Source organism: Rhizobium sp. SRDI969, assembly GCF_025152725.1.
In the GTDB taxonomy this organism is placed as follows: domain Bacteria; phylum Pseudomonadota; class Alphaproteobacteria; order Rhizobiales; family Rhizobiaceae; genus Rhizobium; species Rhizobium leguminosarum_I.
Genome location: NZ_CP104037.1, coordinates 143,629 through 164,799 on the forward strand (window position 1 = coordinate 143,629; position 21,171 = coordinate 164,799).

General features: G+C 62.5%; 19 protein-coding genes. 10 read left to right on the plus strand and 9 right to left on the minus strand.

The genetic code is table 11. From position 1 onward, the window contains the following. Positions 1-53 precede the first annotated feature (53 nt). The 5 genes from N2A41_RS27855 to N2A41_RS27875 form a co-directional block, all read right to left on the minus strand. Complete coding sequence (locus tag N2A41_RS27855) at positions 54-941, minus strand: carbohydrate ABC transporter permease (RefSeq protein ID WP_162116684.1); 888 nt, start codon at positions 939-941, stop codon at positions 54-56. 3 nt (positions 942-944) lie between these two features. Further along, positions 945-1,853: a carbohydrate ABC transporter permease gene (locus N2A41_RS27860; RefSeq protein ID WP_162116685.1), complete on the minus strand. Its 909-nt coding sequence runs from the start codon at positions 1,851-1,853 to the stop codon at positions 945-947. A 66-nt stretch (positions 1,854-1,919) separates the two neighbouring features. Then, the gene (locus tag N2A41_RS27865) at positions 1,920-3,182 is read right to left on the minus strand and encodes an ABC transporter substrate-binding protein (RefSeq protein WP_017969211.1); all 1,263 of its coding nucleotides are present in this window, start codon (positions 3,180-3,182) and stop codon (positions 1,920-1,922) included. 102 nt (positions 3,183-3,284) lie between these two features. After that, on the minus strand, positions 3,285-4,184 hold the full coding sequence (locus N2A41_RS27870) for a sugar phosphate isomerase/epimerase family protein (RefSeq protein WP_260111726.1): 900 nt from the start codon (positions 4,182-4,184) through the stop codon (positions 3,285-3,287). Positions 4,185-4,195: 11 nt separating this feature from the next. Beyond that, positions 4,196-5,230 (minus strand): Gfo/Idh/MocA family protein, encoded by a 1,035-nt coding sequence (locus tag N2A41_RS27875; protein WP_260111727.1) that lies wholly within the window; start codon positions 5,228-5,230, stop codon positions 4,196-4,198. 216 nt (positions 5,231-5,446) lie between these two features. On the opposite strand from N2A41_RS27875, the gene N2A41_RS27880 reads away from it, so the two are divergent. Then, positions 5,447-6,490, plus strand: a complete 1,044-nt coding sequence (locus N2A41_RS27880) for a substrate-binding domain-containing protein (RefSeq protein WP_260111728.1) — start codon at positions 5,447-5,449, stop codon at positions 6,488-6,490. Between the two features lie 40 nt (positions 6,491-6,530). On the opposite strand, the gene N2A41_RS27885 is transcribed toward N2A41_RS27880, so the two are convergent. Both N2A41_RS27885 and N2A41_RS27890 read right to left on the minus strand, forming a co-directional pair. Beyond that, positions 6,531-7,865 carry an LLM class flavin-dependent oxidoreductase gene (locus N2A41_RS27885; protein WP_260111729.1) on the minus strand — a complete coding sequence of 445 codons (1,335 nt, stop codon included), beginning with the start codon at positions 7,863-7,865 and terminating at the stop codon, positions 6,531-6,533. A gap of 8 nt (positions 7,866-7,873) precedes the next feature. Then, a complete protein-coding gene (locus N2A41_RS27890) occupies positions 7,874-8,017 on the minus strand; it encodes a hypothetical protein (RefSeq protein ID WP_260111730.1) in 144 nt (47 codons plus the stop codon). 169 nt (positions 8,018-8,186) lie between these two features. Here N2A41_RS27890 and N2A41_RS27895 point away from each other — a divergent pair, with 169 nt between their 5' ends. Then, positions 8,187-9,404 (plus strand): SfnB family sulfur acquisition oxidoreductase, encoded by a 1,218-nt coding sequence (locus tag N2A41_RS27895; RefSeq protein ID WP_260111731.1) that lies wholly within the window; start codon positions 8,187-8,189, stop codon positions 9,402-9,404. Positions 9,405-9,484: 80 nt separating this feature from the next. Here N2A41_RS27895 and N2A41_RS27900 read toward each other — a convergent pair whose 3' ends face one another. Further along, positions 9,485-10,693 (minus strand): acyl-CoA dehydrogenase family protein, encoded by a 1,209-nt coding sequence (locus N2A41_RS27900; RefSeq protein WP_260111732.1) that lies wholly within the window; start codon positions 10,691-10,693, stop codon positions 9,485-9,487. Positions 10,694-10,771: 78 nt separating this feature from the next. Next, positions 10,772-11,818 carry a substrate-binding domain-containing protein gene (locus N2A41_RS27905; RefSeq protein ID WP_027688786.1) on the minus strand — a complete coding sequence of 349 codons (1,047 nt, stop codon included), beginning with the start codon at positions 11,816-11,818 and terminating at the stop codon, positions 10,772-10,774. 235 nt (positions 11,819-12,053) lie between these two features. Here N2A41_RS27905 and N2A41_RS27910 point away from each other — a divergent pair, with 235 nt between their 5' ends. The 8 genes from N2A41_RS27910 (at position 12,054) to N2A41_RS27945 (ending at position 21,168) form a co-directional block, all read left to right on the plus strand. After that, positions 12,054-13,538: a sugar ABC transporter ATP-binding protein gene (locus tag N2A41_RS27910; protein ID WP_260111733.1), complete on the plus strand. Its 1,485-nt coding sequence runs from the start codon at positions 12,054-12,056 to the stop codon at positions 13,536-13,538. Next, positions 13,535-14,596 carry an ABC transporter permease gene (locus N2A41_RS27915; RefSeq protein ID WP_260111734.1) on the plus strand — a complete coding sequence of 354 codons (1,062 nt, stop codon included), beginning with the start codon at positions 13,535-13,537 and terminating at the stop codon, positions 14,594-14,596. Before N2A41_RS27910 ends, N2A41_RS27915 begins: the two co-directional genes overlap by 4 nt. Before the next feature lie 17 nt (positions 14,597-14,613). Next, positions 14,614-16,011 carry an LLM class flavin-dependent oxidoreductase gene (locus N2A41_RS27920; protein ID WP_260111735.1) on the plus strand — a complete coding sequence of 466 codons (1,398 nt, stop codon included), beginning with the start codon at positions 14,614-14,616 and terminating at the stop codon, positions 16,009-16,011. Between the two features lie 122 nt (positions 16,012-16,133). Next, the gene (locus N2A41_RS27925) at positions 16,134-17,744 is read left to right on the plus strand and encodes an ABC transporter substrate-binding protein (RefSeq protein ID WP_260111736.1); all 1,611 of its coding nucleotides are present in this window, start codon (positions 16,134-16,136) and stop codon (positions 17,742-17,744) included. A 40-nt stretch (positions 17,745-17,784) separates the two neighbouring features. Then, entirely contained in the window at positions 17,785-18,774 is a 990-nt protein-coding gene (locus N2A41_RS27930) for an ABC transporter permease (RefSeq protein WP_260111737.1), read from the plus strand. After that, positions 18,771-19,604, plus strand: a complete 834-nt coding sequence (locus N2A41_RS27935; protein WP_260111738.1) for an ABC transporter permease — start codon at positions 18,771-18,773, stop codon at positions 19,602-19,604. Before N2A41_RS27930 ends, N2A41_RS27935 begins: the two co-directional genes overlap by 4 nt. Further along, a complete protein-coding gene (locus tag N2A41_RS27940) occupies positions 19,601-20,392 on the plus strand; it encodes an ABC transporter ATP-binding protein (RefSeq protein WP_260111739.1) in 792 nt (263 codons plus the stop codon). The genes N2A41_RS27935 and N2A41_RS27940 overlap by 4 nt, the downstream gene beginning before the upstream one ends. Further along, positions 20,389-21,168, plus strand: coding sequence for an ABC transporter ATP-binding protein (locus N2A41_RS27945; RefSeq protein WP_260111740.1), 780 nt, complete (start codon positions 20,389-20,391; stop codon positions 21,166-21,168). Before N2A41_RS27940 ends, N2A41_RS27945 begins: the two co-directional genes overlap by 4 nt. Positions 21,169-21,171 lie beyond the last annotated feature (3 nt).

Below are 21,171 nucleotides of genomic sequence, written 5' to 3' on the forward strand. Positions count from 1 at the left end.
CCTTGCTGGTCCCCAAGCGGGGCCGATGAGATGGCCAAGGGTGAAAAACGTTGTCATTTGACTGCTCCGGCGGCGATGCCGCGCGTTAACGTGCGCTGGAAGATCAAGAAGAAGATCACGGTCGGTATTATACCCAGGAAAGCCGCCGAGGCCTGCAGCACCGGGTCCGACATATTCTGACCGCGGGTGAGGCCCATGGCGACCGAGACCGTCTGGTTGTTGTTGGACACCAGCATGACCAGCGGGATCAAGAATTCGTTCCAAGTCCAGATGAAAAAGAAGGTTCCGAGGACCATGAGTGTCGGCCGCAGTACTGGGACGACCACGAACCACAGCGTTTTCCAGTGGGTCGAACCATCCATCTCGGCCGCTTCGAGGATTTCCTTCGGAAAGGTGCTCAGCACGGTCGAGAGCAGGTAAGTCCCGAACGCGCTTTGCAGGACCGCGAAAATAATGATCACGGAAAGCTGCGTATCGTAGAGACCGCTCGCTTTCGCCATGTAGTAAAGTGGGTAGATGATCGATTCCTGCGGCACCATAATGCCGAGAAGAAAGACCACCAAAATCAGGCGCGAACCGGGCACCTTGCCGACCCCAATCGCATAGGCGTTGAACAGGCTTATCAGTACCCCCAACACCGACACGGCGAGACTGATCACCACGCTGTTGAGCAGCTTGCGGCTGAAATCAGACACGGTCCAGAATTTCTCGATCGCCGTGAGATCGATCGACCGGGGAATCGAAAGCGGTCCGCCGACCGCGTATTCGGCACTCGCCTTGACGGCGTTGAGCAGAGCAAGGAAAAAGGGAAACAGCGTAAAGGCGAGGAGTAGAATAAGGATGGCCAGCACCACCCACCGCATGGGATCGCGTCGCGCGCGGTCGGCTGCCACCGTCGCCTTTGCCTTGGTCGTACCATCGCTGAGAACTGAGTAAGCCATGATCTACTCCTTCGACTCCTGCTGGCTCTGGAAGCGTAGGAAAATGACAGCCAAAGCGATCGTCAGAGTCGTTTGCACGACCGCGATGGCTGCGGCATAGCCGACGCGCTGTGTTGTGAAGAAGTGGTAGTAAGTCAGATAGGATGGCACGAGGGTGGCGTTATCGGGGCCGCCGGCGGTGATGACAAAGATTGGCGCAAAGACTTTAAGCGCTGCGATCAGCGTGGTCAGCACAACGACGAAAATCTCCGGCGCCAGAAGTGGAATGGTGATCGTCACCAGCCGGCTCCACCAGTTTGCCCCATCGAGCTCGGCAGCCTCGTAGAGCGAAGGGTCGATACGCGAAAGACCGGCCATGAAAACCACCAGACAGTAACCGACCTGTATCCAGACAATGACCAGCGAGACGGCAGCAAGGGCGTATGTCGCATCGCCGATCCAGTTCTGTGCGAGATTATCAAGGCCGATGGCCTTTAGCGTGATGTTGATGACACCGACGGGATTGAGAATCCAACCCCAGAGGACGCCCGCGACCGTTACGGGCAGAATCTGCGGTAAGTAAAAGCCGGCTCTGAAAAAGCTCGAGACCCATTCACCGAATTGGTCCCTGACATAGTCGAACAGCAGAGCGGCTAGGACCAGGCCGATGCACACCGGTATCACGGTCATCGAAACGATGAACAGCAGCGTGTGATACATCGATCCCCAGAATTGATCATCCGTCAGCAGGCGATGATAGTTCTGCAGGCCGACCGGTCGTGGCGTGCCGACGCCTTTCCATGCCGTGAAGCTCAGCCCGAGATTCGCAAGCTGCGGTATGAGTACAATCAGAATGAAGCCGATCGTCCCCGGAATGAGATAGAGGCTATAGCTTCGTGAACCGTCGCTCGATCGCTGGCTGGATATGGCCATATCATTCTTCCTTCAGCCTCGCCCGCTGGGCCGCGCCTTCGGCGCAGCCCAGCGTTCAAGGTCGCGCTACTGATTTTCCTGCGTGTCGTCGTAAACCTGCTTGATCTGTTCGACGAACTGCTCCGCAGTAAGACTGCCCTGGAAGAGACCGGTGTCCTTCTGGTTGAGCACGTCGTAGTAGCCGGGAACCGGCCAGTCAGGATAGAAACCGAGGCCGTTTTTGTCAGAGATCTGCTTGAAAACCGCTGCGGCGTTCTTACCGATGGGGTTGGTGATGACGGAAAGATCAGCGGCGATCGGCACGCCGCCGGCATTGCCGAGTTCAGCTTGGTATTTCGGCGACAAGGTCAGGCTGATCCACTCGGCGGCGAGATCGGGATTCTTGCTACCCTTGGGAACGACCCAGAGATTGCCTGTCGAGCCAACCGAATATTTCGGCGTCGGAATGACGAACTGACCCCACTTGAAGTCCTTGATGGTCGAGGCGAAGGTGCCGAGATTCCAAGTGCCCGAGACGTACATCGGCGCCTTGCCGGAGGTGAAGAGCAGAGCCGCGTCCGGGTCCTTCATGCCCGTGGAGTCCTTGTTGATGTAGCCCTTTTTGACCCAGTCGAGCAATGTTTGCGCCGCATAGAGATAGGGCGCGCCGTCGAGGGGAGCCTTCAAGCCCTGATAATTCTGGACCCAGGCGTCATCGGCCTTGGTATAGGCTAGAGAGGCTAGCAAGTGCTGGCCACTGGTGTCGATCGCCCCGAGCGCGAGAGGCGTGAGACCCTTCTGCTTGAAGGCTTCCATGTCAGCGACCCACTCTTCGAGCGTCGTCGGCGGCTTGAGGCCTGCCTTTTCGAACATGTCAATATTGTAGAAGCACGAGACATATTCGCCGAAGACCGAAACGCCCCAAACAGGGCCGGAGCCATAGATGCCCTTTTCGTCATAACGGCTCAGGACAAAATCGCCTTCGTTAAGGATCTTGTCCCAGCCTTCTTTCTTCACATAGTCATCCAGGTTGGTGAGCAATCCCTGGCTTGCAACCAAGCCAGCGGTCGCATTGCCTTTGTTGTACTCAAGCACGTCGGGGGCCTGATCGGAATTGAGGATCATGCCGCCTGAGGCCTGCAACTGCTGAAAGGTCTTCTGCTCGAAGCTGACGTTGATGTCTGGATGTTTCGTCTTGAACTCCTCGAGCGCTTTCTTCCAGACAATGCCCTGAGCCGTGGTCGGCTCCTCGAACCACCAGATCTTGAAGGTCTTCTGTTCGGCATGGCCGACCGATGTCATCAGCATCGCCGTGCCGAGTGCTAGCGCAAGTCTTGCAATTCTTTTCATGCTTTCCTCCCAAAAAAGCGGCTGCGCCGCGAAAAATCCCAAGTTAGTCAGGCGTGGCGCCGGCGGGCCTCCCAGCCCGGCGGCGCTAGCTTAGGCGGTCGATCAGGGATCAACAACGAAATCTCCGCCCCGGCACTTCTTCAGATAGTTGAGCCCGTGAACCTGACCAGTCATCTCAAGCGCGTCGCGATAGACCGGGTCGTGCCAGCCTTCGATGTCGATCGAGCCAGACCAGCCGGCAAGGCGCAGTTCTGAAATAATGTCGGTCCAGTTGCTGTCGCCGAAGCCCGGCGTGCGCATGAAGACGAACTTCTCCTTGCCGAAGATGCCGTGTTCCTTGATGACCTCCCAGCGGATGGTCGCATCCTTGCCGTGGACGTGGAAGAATTTGTGCGCCCATTTGCGGATCTGCGGCAAAGGATCGATCAGATAGACCATCTGATGGCACGGCTCCCATTCCAGACCGATATTCTCGTCCGCCGTCTCGTTGAACATCAGTTCCCACGCATCGGGATTGTGGGCGATGTTCCAGTCGCCGCTTGCCCAATTGCCGTCCATGGCGCAATTCTCGAAGGCGATCTTGATGCCCTTGTCGGCCGCCCGCTTGGCAAGCTCGCTCCAGACCTGCTTGTAGCGAGGCAGGCTGTCGGTCAGCGGCTTGCCGCGGATGCGGCCGGTGAAGCCGGCAACGCAGGTGGCGCCGAAGTGATGGGCATTGTCGATGCAGTGCTTCCAGCCGTCCAGCGTTTCGAGGTCGATTGCGGCTTCTTCCAGCGGGTTGCCGAACATGCCGAGCGTCGAGATGGTGATGTCGCGGTCGCCGATCGCATCGAGGCAGCGCTTGCCGAGCTCGGCAAGGTCCTGGCCCTTGGTCGTTTGCCAGAAGAAGGGCTCGAAGCTTTCGAAGCCCATATCGGCGATCTCGCCGATGCGCGCCGCGGCATCGCCGTTGTTGCCGCTGACCATGGTGCCGATACGAATGGATTTTGCAGGGTTGCTCACGTCACTTGATCCTATGCTGAAATTTCGACGCGCTTGCCCGTCTTGGCGCTTTCGATCGCGCCGAAGACCATGGCAAGGCTTCTGATATTGTCGGAATTGACCGTCTCGGGCCGTCTGCCGGTGCCGATCGCCGCGATGAAGTCGGCGATGACGCTGGCGTGGCCATGGGTCTCCTCGTCATGTTCCGGACCGGGAACGTTAACGGCAGCGGAACCATGCAAAAGGCCGGGCTCTTCACCGGCGACAGTCGCCTTGAAACTCTCCTCGCCATCCCAGGTGAGCATTCCCTTCGAGCCGACGAGACGCCATTGGCTTTCCCAGCTGGTCCGCTCGCCCTCGGCGCACCAGGAACCGCGATAGGTGAAGACGATGTCGTCGGAAAATTCGAAGATGGCATTGGCTGCGGCGCCGTGCCGGTACCACGAACCCTTCGGATTGCGCTCGACGCAATAGACGGCGAGCGGCTTCCTGTCGGCGACGTAGCGCGCCGCATCGAAGGTGTGGATCGCCATGTCGAGAAGCAAGACGTTGTCCATCTCTTCGCGGAAGCCGCCGAAATGCGGCGCCAGGAAGAAGTCGCAATGGATGCCGGTGAGTTCGCCGATCGCGCCGCTGTCGACAAAGCGGCGCAGGCGCCTGACGCCTGATATGAAGCGACGGTTCTGGATGACGGCGTGGATGCGGCCGGTCTCGGCGGCTAGATCGATCAGTGCGGCGCCCTCTGCAAGCGAGGCCGCCATCGGCTTTTCGCTGAGCACATGGCAGCCGGCCTTGAGTGCCGTCGAAACGACGTCGTAGCGCGCAGCCGGAATGACGATATCGAAGACCAGGTCGGCCTTCGTGGCCGCGATCACGTCGGACAGGTCCGAACCGATGACGGCGCCTTCAAGGCTGAACTCCCCGGCAAGCTTTTCCGCCGTCTCCCGGTTCAGGTCGACGAGGCCGACAATGGTGATGGAGTCGGCCAGCAGAGGGTTGGAAGCGATGGCTCGCAACCAACCTTTGGACATAGCTCCGCACCCGCACAGAATGGCACTGAATTTCACGATTTCCTCCAGGGGAATGGTGTCAACTCTCCTCGTGACACGCACTCCGTAAACGTTTACGACTGTATGCGGAAACATTTTGCGGTGTCAATAGACGCCAACTGGGAAATTACGGGCCCCAGATCCGGACGGATCTGAATTAAAGAAAGGGAGCATGATGTCGTACGAAAACCGCGCACACTTTTCGGCATCATGCTCCGGGGAAAATCGTCAGCGATGAAGGGGATTCGCCAGCTTGCCGAACACTTGAATATTTCGATCGGCACGGTCTCCCGCGCGCTGAACGGCAAGCCTGATGTCAATCAGGAAACCCGCCGGCGGGTGCTGGCGGCGGCCGAGGAACTCGGCTACGTCGCCAACCAGTCTGGGCGGAGCCTGAGGCAGGGGGAGACGAAGGTCATCGGATTGATGATCGAATCCAGCAAGGAGACGGTCGAGAACGCCGACAACTTCTTCCTCGGCGTCACCAGCGGCCTGCAGAGCGTCTTTGCTCGCCACAAGCTCGACCTCATCATGTTGCCCTGCCCGAGCGATGAGGACCCGCACGAATATCTGAAGCGGATGGTGGCGCGGCGCATCGTCGATGCGATGATCATCTCGGACACGCAGCGCGTCGACCCACGCATCGACTTTCTGTCGCGGGCGAAGATCCCCTTCGTCGCGCTCGGCCGCAGCCTTTCGGCCAGCAATTTCCCCTGGATCGATCTCGATTTCGAGGGCGTGGCCGACCATGCCGTCGAGCGGCTGATCGCGCTGGGACATCGCCGGATCGCAATCACCGCGCCGTCGAGCGAGGCCAACCTCGGCTATCTCTTTATCGACAGTTATCGCCGGGCGCTCGAGCGGCACGACATTGCCTTCGACCCGTCACTCGTCATCCGCGTCAGGTCGAGCGAACAGGGCGGCTATCAGGCGGCCCATGAGCTGCTGCTGCTCGAAGAGCGGCCGACGGCGGTGATCCTGATCTACGAGCTGATGGCGATCGGCCTTTACCGCCGCCTGATGGAATCGGGCGTCATGCCCGGCCGCGACCTTGCGGTGATCGGCTTCCGCGACGCTCCGCGCGCACGGTTCCTGCAGCCGTCGCTGAGTTGCTTCAGCATCTCGCTCTACGATCTCGGTGTTGCGCTCGGCCAGATGCTTCTCGCCACCATGCCGGTCTATCGAGATTTCTATCCGGGAGGCGACCGCAACATTATCTGGCCCCTCGAACTGATGCCGGGCGAAAGCGATGCATTTCGGGTTGGGATCATGGCCTGAGCACTATCGGCTTGCTTCCGGAAAGCAGAAGCGAGCCCCCTCATGTACCTGATGCAAAGAACCGGTTCTCCGGCCGCGGTAATCCGAGATGCTCGCGCAACGTCGTGCCCTCGTATTCACTGCGGAACAGGCCGCGGCGCTGCAGCTCGGGAACCAGCCGTTCGGTGACGTCGAGGAGACCCTGCGGCAGATAGGGGAAGACCACGTTGAAACCATCCGAACCCTCGTCGTCCAGCCAGCGCTCCATCTCGTCGGCGATGCTGGCCGGCGTGCCGACGAAGGCAAGGCCGGCATAGCCGCCATAACGTTGCGCCAACTGACGCACCGTCAGATTTTCTTCGGCGGCAAGCTTCAGCACCTGTGCCCGACCGGTCTTGCTGGCATTGGTGTCGGGAATATCGGCCGGCAGCGGTGCGTCGGGATCGAAGCCCGAAGCGTCATGGCCGAGCGCGATCGAAAGCGAAGCGATGGCGCTGTCGTAATGCACCAGACTGTCGAGGGTGGCGCGTTTGGCGCGGGCCTCCTCGATGCTGTCGCCGACGATAATGAAGGCGGCAGGCAGGATCTTCAGATGCTCGCGGTTGCGGCCGATGGCTTCCATGCGGCCCTTGATATCGGCATAAAGCGCCTTGCCCGCGGCAAGATCGCGCGGCGAACAGAAGACCATCTCGGCGGTCTCCGCGGCAAGCTGGCGGCCGGGGTCCGACTGGCCGGCTTGGACGATGACTGGCCAGCCCTGCGGCGGCCGGGCGATATTGAGCGGTCCGCGGACGCTGAGTTCCTCGCCCTTGTGGCCGAGCACATGCATCTTCTCCGGATCGAAGAACAGGCCGCTTTCCCGGTCACGGATAAAGGCATCGTCGGCGAAGCTGTCCCAGAGCCCGGTGACCACGTCGTAGAATTCCCGGGCGCGATGATAGCGCTCGCCGTGCTCCACATGTTCGTCGAGGCCGAAATTGAGCGCGGCGTCGGGGTTGGACGTCGTGACGATGTTCCAGCCGGCGCGGCCACCGCTGATATAGTCGAGCGAGGCGAAACGACGAGCGATGTGATAGGGCTCGTCGAAGGTGGTGGAGGCGGTCGCGACGAGGCCGATACGCTCCGTCACCGCCGCCAGCGCCGAGAGCAGCGTGAAGGGCTCGAAGGAGGTGACGGTGTGGCTGCGGCGCAGCGCCTCGACCGGCATATTGAGCACGGCAAGGTGATCGGCCATGAAGAACGCATCGAATTTCGCCCGCTCCAACGCCTGCGCGAAGGACTTCAGATGCGCGAAATTGAAATTGGCGTCGGGATAGGAGCCGGGATAGCGCCACGCGCCGGTATGCAGGCTGACGGGACGCATGAAGGCGCCGAGGCGCAACTGCCGTGGGGTCATGATTTTCCTCATGGATCGGGCAAGGCGACCGCCTGTCCCGCATTGGGCGTTCTGTCTGGAGTCGCTACGGCGACGCATTGGATATCGGTTAGGTAAGAGGTCGCTGAAATCAAATCGAGGCCGGCTGCGGAAATTTCACGCAGGAATTTCATTGCTTCTCCGACCCGCGTTTTCGCGCAAACGCCAGACCGGAAGCCTAATCGCGGCGGTCGGAGCCTGATAAGCAAACACTTTTCATTTTCTATCACATCTATAGAATTTGTACTCTTATCTCGACGCTTGATTTCTTTCACCGATAGGGCCGTCAGAAATGGAGCATCGATGAACACCGTGCTGAGGCAAGCAGACCAGATCCGGCCCGTGGCCGACCGTATCGGCAGCGACGAGGAGGCGATCGCCACCGCCCACAGACTGGCGGCGCAATTTTCCGCGCGCGCCGCCGAGCGTGACGCAGAGCGGATACTGCCGTTTAGCGAACTCGATCTCATCGCCCAGTCCGGCCTCCTGGCGATCACCGTGCCCGCGCAATATGGCGGGCTCGACGTCTCCAACGCCGTGCTTGCCGAGATCACCGCGATCCTGTCGGAGGCGGACGGCTCGATCGGCCAGATCCCGCAGAACCATTTCTATATTCTCGAGGCGCTCAGAACCGACGGCGGCGAGGAGCAGCAGCGCTATTTCTTCAGCCGCGTGCTGGCCGGCGATCGTTTCGGCAATGCGCTGTCCGAGCGCGGCACCAAGACCGTCGGCCACTACAATACGCGCATCACCCGCGACGGTCCGGGTTACCGGATCAACGGGCGCAAATACTATTCGACCGGCGTCCTCTTCGCCGACTGGATCACCATCTTCGCGCTCGATCCGGAGGATCGGCTGACCATGGCTTTTGTGCCGAAGGGCACCGAAGGTGTCGAGATTGTCGACGACTGGGACGGTTTTGGCCAGCGCACCACCGGCAGCGGCTCGACGATCCTCGACAATGTCTATGTCAGCGCCGATTCCGTGGTCTTCCATCACAAGGGCTTCGAGCGGCCGACGACGATCGGTTCCGTTGGTCAGATCATCCATGCCGGCGTCGATCTCGGCATCGCACGGGCGGCCTTTGCCGAAACGCTGGAGTTCGTCAGGACGAAATCGCGCCCTTGGATGGATAGCGGCCTTGAGCGTGCCTCCGACGATCCGCTGACGATCGCCAAAGTCGGCCAGATCGCCATCCGGCTGGAAGCCGCAACGGCTCTGGTGGAGCGCGCCGGCCACATGGTCGATGCCGCGCAGGTCGAGACGACGGAGGAAAAGGTGATCGCAGCGACGCTGGCGGTCGCTGCGGCGAAGGTGCTGACGACCGAAGTGGCAATCGAGGCCTCGAACACGCTTTTCGAGCTTGCCGGAACCTCGTCGGTACAAACAGGCCTCAACCTCGACCGCCACTGGCGCAATGCCCGCACCCATACGCTGCATGATCCCGTGCGTTGGAAATATCACGTCGTCGGCAACTACCATTTGAACGGTGTGACACCGCCGAAGAACGGCGCACTCTGAAATCTCCCGCTCGTCCAAACGAAAACCCCGTTGCCGGCGCCGGCAATGGGGTTATTCATGTTCGATGACAGCGTGGCGCCTCAGCTATAGAGGCTGACCTCCGGTATCTTGTCGTTCAGCACGAATTCACCGACTTCCTTCGCCTTGTAGAAGACCGGATCGTGCAGAGTGTGGGTGCGCACATTGCGCCAGAAACGGTCGAAACGGTATTTGTCGACCGTCGAGCGCGCGCCCGTCAGCTCGAAGACCCGCGAGGTGATGTCGAGCGAGACATGGGTGGCGTGGACCTTGGCGGCATAGGCTTCCGCCGCCGCCGCGCCGCGCTCGCGCGCGGTGACGTCGCGGCCGCGGGCAAGGCCCGCCTGCACGGCGGCTGCGGCGTTGTCGGCAAGGGCTGCCGAGGCCTTCACAGCTGCGGTGAATTCGCCTACGCGTTCGAGGATATAAGGATCATCCGCCGCCCGCTCGACGCCGGAGGTGATCCACGGCCGGGTGGTGGTGCGGACATAGTCGACGGCAGCCTGCAGCGCGCCTTCGGCGGTGCCGAGATAGAAGTTGACGAAGACCAGCTGGATGAACGGCGTATTGAAGGTCGAAAGCACCGGCGGCGCTGCGTCGGCTGCTGCCGGCGCGCCGACGAAGTCCTCCTCGTAGACCGGGAAGTCGCGGAACTCGACGCTGCCGCTGTCGGACAGGCGCTGGCCGATATTGTCCCAGTCGTCATTGGCGACGTAACCCTGACGATTGGTCGGCACGGCGAAACCGGCGATCTTGTCGTCGAGCGTCGCATTGGCATTGATGTAATCGGAGACCCGAGCCGCCGTGGAAAAGGACTTGCGTCCGTTCAGCACATAGCCATTGCCGCGACGGGTGAGCACCAGCCCGGGATCGCGCGGATTGACGGCCGCACCCCAATAGAGGTTCCTGGCGACCGTATCGCTACCCAGCGCATGGGCCCGCGCCGCATCAAGCGCCCAATAGATGTACTGGCTGTTGACATAGTGGTAGCCGAGCAGCTGGCCGATCGAGCTCTCGCCACGGGCGAGAATGCGCACCAGCCTCAGCCCGTCCACCCAATCGAGGCCACCGCCGCCGATCTCACGGGGATGCAGCGCATTGAGCAGCCCGGCATTCTTCAATTTGACGATTTCGCCAAGCGGCGGTCGGCCTTCGCGATCGAGGTCTGCGGCGCGCCTGGAAAGGTCGGCAGAGATATCCTCCGCACGGGCAAAGAGGTCTTCGCGCGTCGGGTTGCGGCTGGCCGCGAAGACGACATTGGATTGGCTCATGGGCGGAACTCCAATTCTCCAAAAAGATGATCCGACGGGAGCCACACGCTTCCGCCGGAAGGATCGAAGTGCGAGGTCTCAGAACAGCTTGTCCGGGATCCAGCTGGCGGTCGCCGCATCGCTCGTGCTGAAGGCCGGGATCTTTTCGGCCAGTTCCTCGATCGTCTTGACGCCGGCTGCACGCAGGCTCTCCTGCGTCAGAAGCGTCGGCTTCACGGTGATTTGGTGGGGAACCGTCTGCCCGGCGATTTCGAGGGCTGCGGCGCGAATGGAGACGGCGCCGACGACGGCAGGATTGGTCGCGACGGTCGCAACCCACGGGCTGCCTTCCTCGGTGATTTCCTGGATATCGGCCGTCGACACGTCGGCCGAATAGATCTTCAGTTTCTTGGCGATGCCGAGATCGTTGGCGGCGAGCTTCACGCCGCGAGCGAATTCGTCATAGGGGGCGAAGACGACCGATATATCGGGATTGGCAGTGAGCACGGCCTTCGCCTGATCGGCGGTCGAAGTCGCCGTCGTGTCGCTGACATTGCCGAAGCGGGCCTTTTCGACCACGCCTTTATTGTCCGTCTTGAACTTGTCCCAGACCTCGTTGCGGCGGTCGAGCGGCGCGAAGCCCGCAACATAGACATAACCGGCGCTGAAGCTGTTGCCGTTGTCCTTCACCACCTGTTCAAGCGCCGATGATGCGAGTTCGTGATCGCTCTGCTCCACCTGCGGAATCTTGGGATTGTTGAGGTTGACGTCGAAGGCCACGACCTTGATTCCCTTGTCGAGCGCCTGCTGCACGACGTCGCCGAGCGATTCAGGCAGACCGTGGTCGATGACGATGCCGGAGACGCCGAGATTGATCGCCTGGAGGATCTGCTCGCGCTGCTCGGCGGCGTCTTGCCGGCCGGGGAAGATGCGCAGGTCGATAGCCAGCGCCTTGGCCTGGGCTTCAGCCCCCGCCTGATAGGCCTGGAAGAAATCGCCGGCCGAGATGTAGCTGATCAGCGCGACCTTGACGCCGCCCTTGTCGAAAGGGGCAGGAGCGCCGGACAGACCGTCGGCTTTTGCGCCTTGAATGAAAATGAACGGAATGACGGCGGCAGACAGTGCGAGCCGTGCGAGGGATTTCATCGTCGCGTTCCTTTTAGCAATCGGGAGCGTCGTCTGACAGGTCTGGCAGCCCTCGCGACGCGTCGGATTATTAAATATAATCTCTATGTTTTTAGTAGAGTAAATGATCCGATTTTATGGGCTGTGGGAGATTCTTTGTTTCCCGAGGGCAGTTCGCGGGGGAAAGGCGTGCCTGGAGTTCGACCGCCCGGACAGGGCACACTCCGGCTTCGATTGCAGCCCCGGACCTTTATCGATGCCGCTTCTTCACATTGAAAATATCACCCGCAGTTTCGGGTCGACGCGGGCGCTTGCCGGCGCTGATTTTTCGATGGAGCGCGGCGAGATCGTGGCGCTGATGGGCGCAAACGGCGCGGGCAAATCGACGCTGGTCAAGATCCTTTCCGGCGTGCTTCCGGCTGATGGCGGCACGATCAGCCTCGATGGCCGCGCCTTTGCGCCACGTAGCCCGGCCGAAGCGGCAAGGGCCGGCGTCGTCACCGTGCATCAGTCGACGGATCTTGTCGGCGCGGCCGGCCTGAGCGTTGCCGATGCACTGCTTCTCAATCATTTTGCCGATCGCAGCACACCCTTCTTCGTCTCGCGCGCCGGCATCCGCCGCGCCGCGCAGGCAATGCTCGATGCCGCCGGCTTCACCCTGCCGCTCGACCGTGATTTCGGCACCCTCGCCAGCGCCGATCGGCAGCTGGTGGCGATCGCCCGGGCGCTTGCCAATCGCGCCGACCTCCTGATCCTCGACGAGCCGACGGCAAGCCTTTCCGGAGAGGAAAGCCGCCGCCTCTTCGATATTCTGCTTAGGCTTCGCCAAAAGGGCCTGGCGGTCCTCTATATCTCGCATCGCACCGCCGATCTCGAAGCCATCGCCGATCGCGCGCTCGTCATGCGCGGCGGCCGCGTCGCCGGCACCTTCTCGCGGCCGATCGATTTTTCGAGCGCCATCGAAACGATGATCGGCCGCAGACTGGATGCGGCGCGGCCGGATGCGCGTTCCGCGACGGGTCCGGCGATCTTCGAGATGCGCGATATCAGCCTGCTGCCGACAGGCGCACCCTTCGATCTGTCGCTGCATGAAGGCGAGGTGGTGGCGGTAACCGGCGTGCGCGGCGCCGGCAAGAGCCGGTTGCTCCAGGCGATCTTCGGCGTGACGGCGCTTGCCGGTGGTGCGATGTTCCTCGGCGGTCGGCCCTACCGGCCGAATAGCCCCGCCGAGGCAATTGCGGCGGGTGTCGCCATGGCCGCCGAAGACCGTCATCGTTCCTCGCTCATGCCGCCGGGATGGCCCGGCCATTCGCTGTCGGCGACGATCAGCCTGCCGCATCTTGGCAAATGGTATCCGCGCGGTTTCCTTATCGGCGGCCGTGAACGACGCGAGGCCGAACAGGCGATCGCCCGTTTTGGCATCAATGCCTCGGGTCCGTTCGCCTCGGTGTGGTCGCTGTCCGGCGGCAACCAGCAGAAGGCGGTGATCGCCCGCTGGGAGGCGGAGCCGAGCCGGCTGCTGCTGCTCGACGAACCCTTCCAGGGCGTCGATGTCGGCGCCCGTCATGACATCATCCGGGCAATCCGCGCCCGCAGCGACCGGGCAACGCTGATTGCGACCTCCGACCCGGAGGAGGCCTATGAGGTGGCCGATCGCATCCTCGTCATCGACCGCCACGTTTTGATGCCCGCTGCAGGCGGAATTACCGCTCCTTCCGCCATCCAGGGAATATCCGCATGACGACGATCGACGACGACACTCTTCCACAGGCAAACACCCGGCCAAGGCCATCGCCGCAAGCCGATAGCGGTCGTCTTGCCGCCCTCGGGGCGTTCCTGCGGGCGAGCGCAGTGTTCATCCTGCTGGCACTGCTCGTCGTCGGTTTCACCATCGCCGAGCCCGCCTTCATCAATATCGCCAATCTGATGAGCATCCTGCAGGCGGTGTCCGTCGTCGCCATTCTCGGCGCCGGCGTTACCGTCACCCTTGCCGTTGGCGGTTTCGACCTGTCGATCGGCGCGGTCGCCGCATCGAGCGTGATGGCGGCGAGTTACGCGATGATCGTCTGGCATCTTGATGCCTATGCGGCGGTGCCGCTGGTGCTCGCCTTCGGCGCGCTGGTCGGTCTCGTCAATGCCTTCCTCATCGTCCGCCTGAAGGTGCCGGATCTGCTCGCGACACTGGCGATGATGTTCCTGCTTTCCGGGCTGCAGCTGATCCCGACCGCCGGCCGGTCGATTTCGGCCGGCCTCACCCTGCCCGACGGCTCAAAAGCGACCGGCGCCTACGATCCGGCCTTTTTGCTGATCGGCCGCTACAGCATTCTCGGCACCCTGCCCGTTTCGGTGGTGCTGATGGCGGTGGTCGCCATCGCACTCTTCATTCTCACCGAACGCACCCGCATCGGCCGCCTGCTGTTTGCGACCGGCGGCAACGAGGTCGCGACCCGGCTTGCCGGCGCCTCGACCGTGCGGCTGAAGACGCTCGCCTATGTCCTATCGGGCACGCTGGCATCGCTCGGCGGCATCGTGATTGCCGCCCGCGTCGGGCGCGGTGACATTTCCTCCGGCGGCTCGCTGCTGATGGATTCGGTTGCCGCAGCACTGATCGGCTTTGCCGTCTTCAACCTGCGACGTCCAAACGTGCTTGGCACCATTGCCGGCGCCGTCTTCGTCGGCGTGCTGCTGAACGGCCTCACCATGCTGAACGCCCCTTACTACACCCAGGACTTCGTCAAGGGCGCCGTGCTCGTCGGCGCGTTGGCGCTAACCTACGGCCTCGGCCGCAGCAATCCCTAATTCCAAGGAAGAAAGACATGACCCGCGAATTCAGGCTGAACGCCTTCGACATGAATTGCGTCGGACACCAGTCGCCAGGGCTCTGGCGCCATCCGCGCGACAAGTCATCAACCTACAAGGATCTCGACTACTGGGTGCATCTGGCAAAGACGCTGGAGCGCGGCAAGTTCGACGGGCTGTTCATCGCCGACGTGCTCGGCGTCTACGATGTGCTGAACGGCAATGTCGATGCCGCACTTCGCCATTCGGCGCAGGTGCCGGTCAACGACCCGCTACAGCTGATCCCCACCATGGCCTACGAGACCGAGCACCTCGGCTTCGGCCTGACGGCGTCGCTCTCCTTCGAGCATCCCTATACCTTCGCCCGCCGCATCTCGACGCTCGACCATCTGACCAAGGGTCGCGTCGGCTGGAATATCGTCACCTCCTATCTCAACAGCGGCGCGCTCAATATCGGCCAGCCGGCACAGACGAAGCATGACGATCGCTACGATCTCGCCGAGGAATATCTCGAGGTCTGCTACAAGCTCTGGGAGGGAAGCTGGGAGGACGGCGCAGTCGTCCGCGACCGGGAAACCGGCATCTTCACCCATCCAGAAAAAGTCCACCCGATCCGCCATTCCGGCAAGCATTTCAACGTGCCCGGCATTCACTTGAGCGAACCCTCGCCGCAACGTACACCGGTGCTCTACCAGGCCGGCGCCTCGAGCCGCGGCAAGGACTTCGCTGGCGCCCATGCCGAATGCATCTTCGTCGCCTCTCCATCGAAGGCGGTGCTGAAGCGCTACGTCGCCAATGTCCGCGAGGCGGCCGAACGCATCGGCCGCAACCCGCGCGAAATCCTTGCCTTCAACCTGCAGACCGTCATCCTCGGCGAGACCGATGCGGAAGCACAGCGGAAGTTCAACGAATATCGCGAATATGCCTCCTTCGAGGGCGCGCTGACGCTGATTTCCGGCTGGACCGGCATCGATTTCGGCCAGTTCGGGCCGGACGAGGTGCTGCGGCACCGCCATACCAATGCGGTGCAATCGGCCGTCGAGACCTTCACCACCATCGATCCCACCAAGGAATGGACGGTGCGCGAAATGGCCGACTGGGTCGGTGTCGGCGGTTTCGGCCCTGTTTTCGTCGGCTCGCCGCAAACGGTCGCCGACCTGATGCAGGAATGGGTCGAGGACACCGATGTCGACGGCTTCAATCTTGCCTATGCCGTGACGCCCGAGAGTTTCGAGGATGCCGTCGATCTGCTGGTGCCGGAACTGCAGAAGCGCGGCGTCTACAAGACCGACTACGCCAAGGGGACGTTGCGGGAAAAACTTGGGGGAGCGGGGCCACGGCTCGTCGCGCCGCATCCGGGTGCCGCTTATCGTAATCTCTTCACCGAGCCTGCCCGTGTCGCGGCCAACGGCTGAGCGAATAATGGCTGGGTGACAAAAAATATCTCGCCCAGCCCAACCATTCGAATCTAACCTCTATGACAACTTGCATTTCGCCCTGAATATGGGCACCCGAATTTCACCGATCAGGAGGGGTCATGACCGTATCATCTATCTCGCGGCGCACGCTGATGAAGGTCACCGCCCTGCTGCTTGCTTCGACGGCGCTCGCCCGACAGACGCTTGCGCAGACCGCGTCCGGCGGCGGCCGGCTGATCGTTGCCGCCGATTCCGAGCCGAAGAACCTCAACCCTGCCATCGTCGCCTCGAACGGCGTCTTTTTCGTCGCAAGCAAGGTGATCGAGCCGCTTGCCGAAGCGTCGTTCGACGGCAAGGATGGGCTTTCGCCGCGCCTCGCCACCTCCTGGGAGGGCTCGGCCGACGGCCTCTCCGTCACCTTCAAGCTGCGCGATGGCGTCACCTGGCACGATGGCAAGCCGTTCACCTCGGTCGATGTCGCCTTCTCGGCGCTCAACATCTGGAAGCCGCTGCAGAATCTCGGCCGCCTGGTCTTTGCCAATCTCGAAGCCGTCGATACACCTGACGATTACACCGCGATCTTCCGCTTCTCCAAGCCGACGCCGTTCCAGTTGATCCGCAACGCACTGCCGGTCGTGACCAGCGTCGTCGCCAAGCACATTTTCGACGGGACCGATATCGCCACCAACCCGGCCAACAATACGCTCGTCGGCACCGGTCCGTTCAAGTTCGCCGAACACAAGGCCGGCGAATATTACCGGCTGGCGCGCAACGAGAATTACTGGGACAAGGACCAGCCGAAACTCGATGAGATCGTCTTCCGCGTGCTGCCCGATCGCGAAGCAGCGGGCTCGGCGCTCGAAGCCGAGGAAATCCAGCTTGCCGCCTTCTCGGCTGTGCCGCTGGCCGATCTCGATCGTATCTCGAAGGTCGCCGGCATCAAGGTGATCTCGAAGGGCTATGAGGCCCTGACCTACCAGCTCGTCGTCGAGATCAATCATCGCCGCAAGGAGCTTGCCGATCTGAGAGTCCGCCAGGCGATCGCCCAGGCAATCGACAAGAAATTCGTGGTCGACACGATCTTCCTCGGCTACGCCGCCGCCTCCACCGGTCCCGTGCCGAAGAATGCGCCGCAGTTCTACACGCCGGATGTCGCGGCCTATGATTTCAACCCGGCTGCGGCCAACGATATCCTCGACAAGGCAGGATACAAGCAAGGGGCAGACGGCAACCGCTTTACGCTGAAGCTTCGCCCCGCGCCCTATTTCAACGAAACCCGCCAGTTCGGCGATTACCTTCGCCAGGCGCTGGCCGTGATCGGCATCAATGCCGAGATCGTCAATGCCGATGCGGCCGCACACCAGAAGGCTGTTTATACCGACCACGACTTCGACCTCGCCATCGGCCCGCCGGTCTTCCGTGGCGATCCGGCGATCTCCACCACCATTCTCGTCCAGTCCGGTACGCCAGCCGGCGTGCCCTTCTCCAACCAGGGTGGCTACGTCAATCCGGAACTCGACAAGATCATCCTGCAGGCATCCGAAACCATCGACACGGCGGCGCGCACCGATCTCTACCGCAAGTTCCAGCAGTTGGTCGTCGCCGACCTGCCGCTGATCAACGTTGCGGAATGGGGCTTCATCACCGTTGCGCGCGATACCGTGCTCAACGTCTCGAACAATCCGCGCTGGGCGGTTTCGAACTGGGGCGATACCGCGCTGCAATCGTGATAGAATCGGCAGCAATTCTCTTTCGGAGGCCCTGTCCGGCGTGAGACGTGCAATCATCCTCCTGAGGCGCAGGGCGATCAGCAGCATTCCAGTGCTGCTGATCGTGGTGATCTTCACCTTTTTCCTGCTTGAGTCAGCCTCGGGCGATGCCGTCGACGCCTATCTCGGTTCGATCGGCGCCGGCGATGCCGCACTGAGGCAGTCGCTGCGCCAGAGCTACGGCCTCGACCAATCGATGTTTGCCCGCCTCTGGCTCTATCTTTCCTCACTCGCACGCTTCGATCTCGGCTGGTCGGTCGCCTTCGGCCGGCCGGTCGGTGTGCTCATTGCCGAACGCCTGCCCAATACGCTGCTGCTGATGGGCAGTGCGACGGCGCTGTCCTTCGGCCTCGGCTCGGCGCTCGGCATCTTTGCCGGGGCGCGGCCGGGCAGCCTGTGGGACCGGCTCCTGTCGATCGGCTCGCTGATCGTCTATGCCATTCCAAGTTTCTGGCTCGGTCTGGTCCTGAGCATTGCTTTCTCGGTGAAACTGCGCTGGTTTCCCATCGCCGGCGTCGAGACGATCGCTTCCGGCAAGACAGGACTTTCACGCGCCCTCGACATATCGGATCATCTGGTTCTGCCGGTCGGCGCGCTCGCCTTGATCTATCTCGCTCTATTCCTGCGGGTCATGCGCAGCGGCATGGCCGAGGCGTGGAAGCTGGATTTCGTGCTCTTCGCCCGCGCCAAGGGCCTGTCGCGCAGCCGGATCGTGCTGCGCCACGTGGCGCGCAATGCGCTGCTGCCGCTCGTCACCATGCTCGGGCTGCAATCGGCCGCCATGCTCGGCGGCAGCGTGGTGATCGAAAGCGTCTTTGCGATCCCGGGTTTCGGGCGGCTGGCGCAGGAGGCGGTCAACGGCCGCGACGCACCGCTGCTGATGGGCATCATCGTCACCAGCGCCGTCTTGGTCATCTCGGTCAATTTCCTCGTCGATCTCGTCTATGCCGCACTCGACCCGCGCATCGGCGCATTGGAGGGCGGCGCATGAACTGGCTGCGGCGACTGCTGCGCACGCCGGAAGGCGCGGCAGGATTTGCAATCCTTTTCGTCCTGCTTTCGGCCGGGCTGCTCGCCCCTATCCTTTCACCGGGCGATCCGTTGAGGATCGCCGGCCGCGCACTACTGGCGCCGTTCGCCGATCGGGGTTTTCCGCTCGGCACCGACCGGCTCGGCCGCGACGTGCTGGCGGGTCTGCTCTATGGTGCCAGAACCTCGCTCGCCGTTGGCCTTGCGGCGGCCTTTTCGGCCATGGTGCTTGGGCTCTGCGTCGGCCTTGCGGCCGGTTTTGCCGGCGGGCTCGTCGACGAGGCGCTGATGCGGGTGGTCGACGCCTTCCAGATCGTGCCGGGCTTCCTGCTCGCTCTTGCCTTCGTCAGCACCATCGGCGTCTCGACGCCGGTGATCGTCCTTGCCATCGCACTCGGCACCTGGGCCGATCCGGCGCGGCTGACGAGGGCGCAGGTGCTTGCGATCCGTGAGCAGGATTATGTCGCCTCGGCAAGGGTGATCGGCATGCATCCGGCCGAGATCGCCTTCCGGGAAATCCTGCCGAATGCGTTGCCGCCGGTGCTGGCGCTTTCGGCCACCATCGTCGCCGGCGCGATCCTCACCGAAGCAGCGTTGTCCTTTCTTGGCCTCGGCAATCCCAATATCGCCACCTGGGGTTCGATGATTGCCGAGGGTCGCAGCGTGCTGCGTTCGGCGTCCTATCTCTCCGTCATACCGGGCGCGGCACTCGCCATCACCGTGCTCGGCGTCCATCTCTTCAGCGAAGGCCTCGGCAAGGTGCTCGGCGATGACGATGCGGGGGTGGCATGAGCATTTTCTGCAGCCTGCGACAGCTTTCGGTCACCTACGGGCGCGAAAGGAGCGGCGCGGCCGCGCTCGACGGTATCGATCTCGATATCGCCGCCGGCGAAAGGCTGGCGATCATTGGCGAAAGCGGCTCCGGCAAAAGCACGCTCGCCCGTGCCCTTGCCGGCCTCCTGCCGGAGGGAGCGAAGGTCCAGGGCGAATTGCTCTGGCCTGCACTTGGCCATCCACCCCGCCCCGGCCGCGATTTCGGCTTTGTCTTCCAGGATCCGGGCTCCAGTCTCAATCCCGTCCTGACGATCGGCGAGCAGATCGCCGAGGGCGCCAGGCGCCATCTCGGCCTCAGCTGGAAACAGGCCTATGTCAGGGCCGAGGAGCTGCTTGGGCGGATGCGGATACCGCAGCCTGACAAGACGATGCGGGCCTTTCCGCATCAGCTCTCCGGCGGCCAGCGCCAGCGTGTGGCGATTGCCGCTGCCATCGCCGCGAGACCGGCGCTGCTGATCGCCGACGAGGCGACCAGCGCGCTCGACGTCGTCGTTCAGGCCGAGATCGTCCGCCTGCTCGACGGGCTGGTGCGCGAGGACGGCCTGACGCTTGTCTTCATCACCCACGACATCGCGCTTGCCTCCGGCTTCGTCGACCGCATTGCCGTTTTCCGCAATGCGCGGCTGGTCGAGGCAGGGCCGGTCCGTTCGGTGCTTTCGGCGCCGAAAAGCGACTATACCGCCGCCCTTATCGCCAGCCATCGCGACCTCGCGACGCCGCCGCTGATCGCGGAGGTGCCGTCATGAACGACAGGCTGCTTTCCATCGAGAACCTGTCGAAAGGGTATTCTTCTGCGGGACGCCGGATTGCTGCCCTCGATAATGTGTCGCTCACCATTGCGGCCGGGGAAACGCTCGGTCTCGTCGGCGCCTCCGGCAGTGGAAAATCGACGCTGTCGCGCATCCTGCTGCGGCTTCTCAGCGCCGATTCCGGCTCGATCCGTTTCGAGGGAGAGGATTGGCTCGCGCTGAACGGCGCGCCTTTGCGCCGCCGGCGGGCGCGTATGCAGATGGTGTTTCAGGATCCGCTCGCCGCCTTCAATCCGCTGGCAAGCGTCGGTGCGGTGCTCGACGATCCGCTTCGCATCCACGGCGTCGCAAGAGACCGGCGCCCCCTCGAGATCGTCAGGCTGCTCGAGCGTGTCGGCCTCACCGCAGATCATGCCGCCCGGCCGGTGCGATGGCTCTCCGGCGGCCAGCGGCAGCGTGTGGCGATTGCGCGGGCGATTGCGACGCGGCCATCGCTGCTGGTGCTCGACGAGGCGGTCTCGGCGCTCGATGTGACCGTGCGCGGCCGGATCCTCGAGCTCCTGGTCGATCTGCAGAAAGAACAGGGCATTGCCTGTCTGTTCATTTCGCACGATCTTGCCGTGGTCCGGGCCGTCTCCCACCGCATCGCCGTCATGGATGGCGGGCGGATCGTCGAGACCGGCCCGGCAGCGGCGGTCGTTGCCGCGCCGCAATCGGAGGCCGCCCGCGCACTCGTTGCCGCCGTCCCTCGTCTCGTGACCGATCCTTGCTGAAGG

What these genes read in the sequence shown, in the direction of transcription:
- N2A41_RS27855 (WP_162116684.1), bottom strand. Translation starts at nt 941, where the DNA reads ATGGCTTACTCAGTTCTCAGCGATGGTACGACCAAGGCAAAGGCGACG.
- N2A41_RS27860 (WP_162116685.1), bottom strand. Translation starts at nt 1,853, where the DNA reads ATGGCCATATCCAGCCAGCGATCGAGCGACGGTTCACGAAGCTATAGC.
- N2A41_RS27865 (WP_017969211.1), bottom strand. Translation starts at nt 3,182, where the DNA reads ATGAAAAGAATTGCAAGACTTGCGCTAGCACTCGGCACGGCGATGCTG.
- N2A41_RS27880 (WP_260111728.1), top strand. Translation starts at nt 5,447, where the DNA reads ATGAAGGGGATTCGCCAGCTTGCCGAACACTTGAATATTTCGATCGGC.
- N2A41_RS27885 (WP_260111729.1), bottom strand. Translation starts at nt 7,865, where the DNA reads ATGACCCCACGGCAGTTGCGCCTCGGCGCCTTCATGCGTCCCGTCAGC.
- N2A41_RS27890 (WP_260111730.1), bottom strand. Translation starts at nt 8,017, where the DNA reads ATGAAATTCCTGCGTGAAATTTCCGCAGCCGGCCTCGATTTGATTTCA.
- N2A41_RS27895 (WP_260111731.1), top strand. Translation starts at nt 8,187, where the DNA reads ATGAACACCGTGCTGAGGCAAGCAGACCAGATCCGGCCCGTGGCCGAC.
- N2A41_RS27900 (WP_260111732.1), bottom strand. Translation starts at nt 10,693, where the DNA reads ATGAGCCAATCCAATGTCGTCTTCGCGGCCAGCCGCAACCCGACGCGC.
- N2A41_RS27905 (WP_027688786.1), bottom strand. Translation starts at nt 11,818, where the DNA reads ATGAAATCCCTCGCACGGCTCGCACTGTCTGCCGCCGTCATTCCGTTC.
- N2A41_RS27910 (WP_260111733.1), top strand. Translation starts at nt 12,054, where the DNA reads ATGCCGCTTCTTCACATTGAAAATATCACCCGCAGTTTCGGGTCGACG.
- N2A41_RS27915 (WP_260111734.1), top strand. Translation starts at nt 13,535, where the DNA reads ATGACGACGATCGACGACGACACTCTTCCACAGGCAAACACCCGGCCA.
- N2A41_RS27920 (WP_260111735.1), top strand. Translation starts at nt 14,614, where the DNA reads ATGACCCGCGAATTCAGGCTGAACGCCTTCGACATGAATTGCGTCGGA.
- N2A41_RS27925 (WP_260111736.1), top strand. Translation starts at nt 16,134, where the DNA reads ATGACCGTATCATCTATCTCGCGGCGCACGCTGATGAAGGTCACCGCC.
- N2A41_RS27935 (WP_260111738.1), top strand. Translation starts at nt 18,771, where the DNA reads ATGAACTGGCTGCGGCGACTGCTGCGCACGCCGGAAGGCGCGGCAGGA.
- N2A41_RS27940 (WP_260111739.1), top strand. Translation starts at nt 19,601, where the DNA reads ATGAGCATTTTCTGCAGCCTGCGACAGCTTTCGGTCACCTACGGGCGC.
- N2A41_RS27945 (WP_260111740.1), top strand. Translation starts at nt 20,389, where the DNA reads ATGAACGACAGGCTGCTTTCCATCGAGAACCTGTCGAAAGGGTATTCT.